The following is a 3,247-nucleotide window of genomic DNA, read 5'->3' as shown; positions in this document are numbered from 1 at the left end:
TCGCCGCCGCCGTGGCGTCGGCTCTCACGGGCGGCGTGGCCGCGCAGGCGCGGACGATCGTCTTCGACGACTTCGAGGGCTATGGCGACGTCAGCCAGGCCGATTTCACGGGCTTCGCCCATCTGACGGTGACGGCCGGCTCGGTGAGCTATGTCGACGAGTCCGACTCGGGCCTGACCACGCCCTACGGGCACGGCATGGTCGACACGGACGGGTCGAGCGGCAACCCGGGCGTCTTCCGGACGCCCGAAGTGGCGCTGCTCGCCGGGACCAAGATCCGCTGGGAGTTCGACGCCGCCGGGAACGGCCGTTCCGGCGTGGACAACCGCCGCATGGGATTCGTCAGCGCCACGACGCCCTACCAGTTGACCGACGTGCGCTACGACTTCGGCAACGGCTTCCAAGACGGGCCCGACATCAGCAACCCGGCCACCAAGAGCTACTTCTTCAATCTCCCGACGTTCCAGGCGAACACGCCCTGGACCCACTTCGTGCTCGAGGCGCGGCTGGTGACGGACGCGACCATCGGGGTCTTCGTGGCGGATCCGGTGAACGGCCCGCCGGGGGACAATCAGGGCATGCTGCTGGACAACGTCCGCTTCACGGCCGCGCCGGAGCCCGGGGTCTGGGCGCTCATGATCGCCGGGTTCGGCCTGGCCGGCGCGCGGCTGAGGCGCCGCGAGGCTCGCGCGGCCTAGCGTCCAGCCGGGGCGACGAGGCGCGGACCCACGATCCTCGCGCTCTAGAGACGGACGGCGCCCAGCATCCGCTCGCCGAACAGGTTCGACCACTCCTCGGCGGTGAGCACCGCACGGCGCTGGGCGTACTTCGGCGGGACCGCCTTGTCGGCGTCGCGGCCGCGGATCACGGCCGGGCGCTGGGCGATAGCGGCGCGCCAGCGCATGGTGTTCGGGTACTCCGGCGCCTCGGGCGCCATGTAGCGGCCGGGCCAGACCGCGATGTCGGCGATGGAATATTCCTCGCCGCCCAGGAAGGCCGCCTCGCCCAGGCGCCGCTCCAGGACCGTCAGCAGGCGGGTCAGCTCGCTGGTGTACCTGTTGATCGCGTACGGGATCTCCTCGCGGGCGTAGCGGGTGAAGTGCGCCGCCTGCCCGCCCATGGGGCCGAGGTTGGCGGCCTGCCAGGTGAGCCACTGGATCGCCACGCTGCGCTGGCGCGGATCGGCCGGCAGCAGGCGGCCCGTCTTCTCGGCGAGATACTGCAGGATCGCCGCCGACTCGAAGACGGCGTGCGGGCCGCCGCCGAACGGCGGATCGTGATCCACGATGGCCGGCAGCTTGTGGTTGGGATTGATCCGCCCGAACTCGGCCGTGTGCTGCTCGCCCTCGAAGATGTCGTAGCTGATCAGGCGGTAGGGGAGCTCCAGCTCCTCCAGGGCGATGCTGATCTTCTGCCCGTTCGGCGTCGGCGTGAAATGCAGGTCGATCATCGGCGTCGCCTCAGGGGTTCAGGCCTGCCGGGCAGGCCGGGGCCGTGACCGGCGGCGGTGGACGCCGCCGCCGGTCCTCATGGCGCTACGGGACCTCGTTGCCGAAGATCACCGTGCCGGCGGCGCCGAACATGCCGCCGACGCCCTGGCAGACGCTGATCTTCGCGCCCGGCGCCTGGGCGGGGGCGATCCCGCGCATCTGCCGCACGCTCTCCTGCAGCGCGTACATGCCGTACATGCCCGAGTGCATGTAGGAGAGGCCGCCGCCGTTGGTGTTGAGCGGAAGCTTGCCGCCCGGGCGGGTATGGCCCTCGCGGATGAAGGCCGCCGCCTCGCCCGGCTTGCAGAAGCCGAGGTCTTCGAGGCCGTACAGCGGCAGGTGCGCGAAGGCGTCGTAGATCATCAGGTGATCCACGTCCGCGTGCGTGATCCCCGCCTCCTCGAACGCCTTCTTGCCGCTGATGCGGAAGGCGGTCGAATGGTTGCTGTCGTACATCTGGCTGACCAGCGGGGTCTCCACGCTCTCCCCCGTGCCCAGCACGTAGACCGGCTTCTGCGGGAAGTCCTTCGCCCGGTCGGCCGAGGTCAGGATCAGCGCGCCGCCGCCGTCGGTGACGAGGCAGCACATCAGGATCCGGAACGGATAGGCGATCATCCGCGAGTTCATCACGTCGTCGACGGTGATGGGGTCCTTGAACGTCGCGCGCGGGTTCTTGGCCGCCCACTCGCGCTGGACCACCGCCACGTGCGCCAGATCCTCCTGGGCGTAGCCGTGCGTCTTCAGGTAGCGCAGCACCGGGATAGTGAACATCGAGGGCGGCCCGACGGGGCCGTAGGGCATCTCGAACTGCCCGTTCAGGCTGGACGGCGAGGCGCCGAAGCGCCCGGCGCCGACCCGGCTCTTTCCGCTCTCGCCGTGGGTGACCAGGATGGTCTTGGCGTGGCCGGCGGCGATGGCCGCGGCCGCGTGCCGGACATGCAGCATGAACGAGCAGCCGCCCACGCTGGTGCCGTCCGCGTAGGTCGGCTTGATGCCCAGGTACCAGGCGAGCTCGGTGGGGCTCACGCCCGCGGTGGCGACGCCGTCGATGTCGCTGGGCTTGAGGCCCGCGTCGGCCATGGCGTTGAGCGCGGCGTCGGCGTGCAGCCCGATCACCGAGGTGTCCGGAATGACGCCCATCTGGGTGGTTTCGGCGGCCCCGACGACCGCAACGGATCCAGGTTTCATGGTCGGCGTCCCCCTACTTGGCCGGCGCGAAGAGGGGCAGGCTGATGGTGTCGCTCTGCTTCGAGAACGAAACCTTCAACGGCATGTCGAGCTGCAGCGCCTCGGGCGTCTGCGGGCAGTCCACGATGTTGGTCATCATGGTCGGCCCCTCGGCCAGCTTCACCACCGCGATGGCGTAGGGCTCGGTCCCCATGTCCGGGCGCGGGCGCTGGTTGATGACGTACGACCAGAGCACGGCCTCGCCGCTGGCCTTGTAGACCTCGACCTTGCGGCTGCCGCACTTGGGGCAGAACGGGCGCGGCGGGAAGTAGCTCTCCTGGCAGTCGGTGCAGCGCTGCAGCCGCAGCTCGCCGGCCTGGCAGCCGTCCCAGAAATGACGGGTCTCCGGAGTCGGCTCCGGCAACATGCGTGGCATCTGAAATCCATCCCCTTCGAAAATTCGGTCTGTTTCCTGCCTGTCCCGCCAGGACAGGCAAGGTTTTTCTTCTCCCCCGGGCGCCGTCCCAAACGGGCGCCGGGCCGCAAATCGGCGGCGGGGCCAGCAAAGACGAGACGACGGCGCTTGTCAC

General features: G+C 69.8%; 4 protein-coding genes. 1 reads left to right on the top strand and 3 read right to left on the bottom strand.

The features are described 5' to 3' along the window. A partial coding sequence (locus JNK30_RS02995) for a PEPxxWA-CTERM sorting domain-containing protein (protein ID WP_293480051.1) occupies window positions 1–698 on the top strand: 698 nt, incomplete at its 5' end. A 44-nt stretch (window positions 699–742) separates the two neighbouring features. Here the strand turns inward: JNK30_RS02995 and JNK30_RS02990 are convergent. The 3 genes from JNK30_RS02990 to JNK30_RS02980 form a co-directional block, all read right to left on the bottom strand. Then, entirely contained in the window at window positions 743–1,450 is a 708-nt protein-coding gene (locus JNK30_RS02990; protein ID WP_293480049.1) for a glutathione S-transferase N-terminal domain-containing protein, read from the bottom strand. A gap of 85 nt (window positions 1,451–1,535) precedes the next feature. Next, the gene (locus JNK30_RS02985; RefSeq protein WP_293480047.1) at window positions 1,536–2,678 is read right to left on the bottom strand and encodes a hypothetical protein; all 1,143 of its coding nucleotides are present in this window, start codon (window positions 2,676–2,678) and stop codon (window positions 1,536–1,538) included. A 13-nt stretch (window positions 2,679–2,691) separates the two neighbouring features. Then, entirely contained in the window at window positions 2,692–3,084 is a 393-nt protein-coding gene (locus JNK30_RS02980) for an OB-fold domain-containing protein (RefSeq protein ID WP_293480045.1), read from the bottom strand. Between the last annotated feature and the right edge of the window lie 163 nt (window positions 3,085–3,247).

The organism is Phenylobacterium sp. (assembly GCF_016793225.1).
In the GTDB taxonomy this organism is placed as follows: domain Bacteria; phylum Pseudomonadota; class Alphaproteobacteria; order Caulobacterales; family Caulobacteraceae; genus Phenylobacterium.
This window is presented reverse-complemented; position numbering and strand designations above follow the sequence as displayed.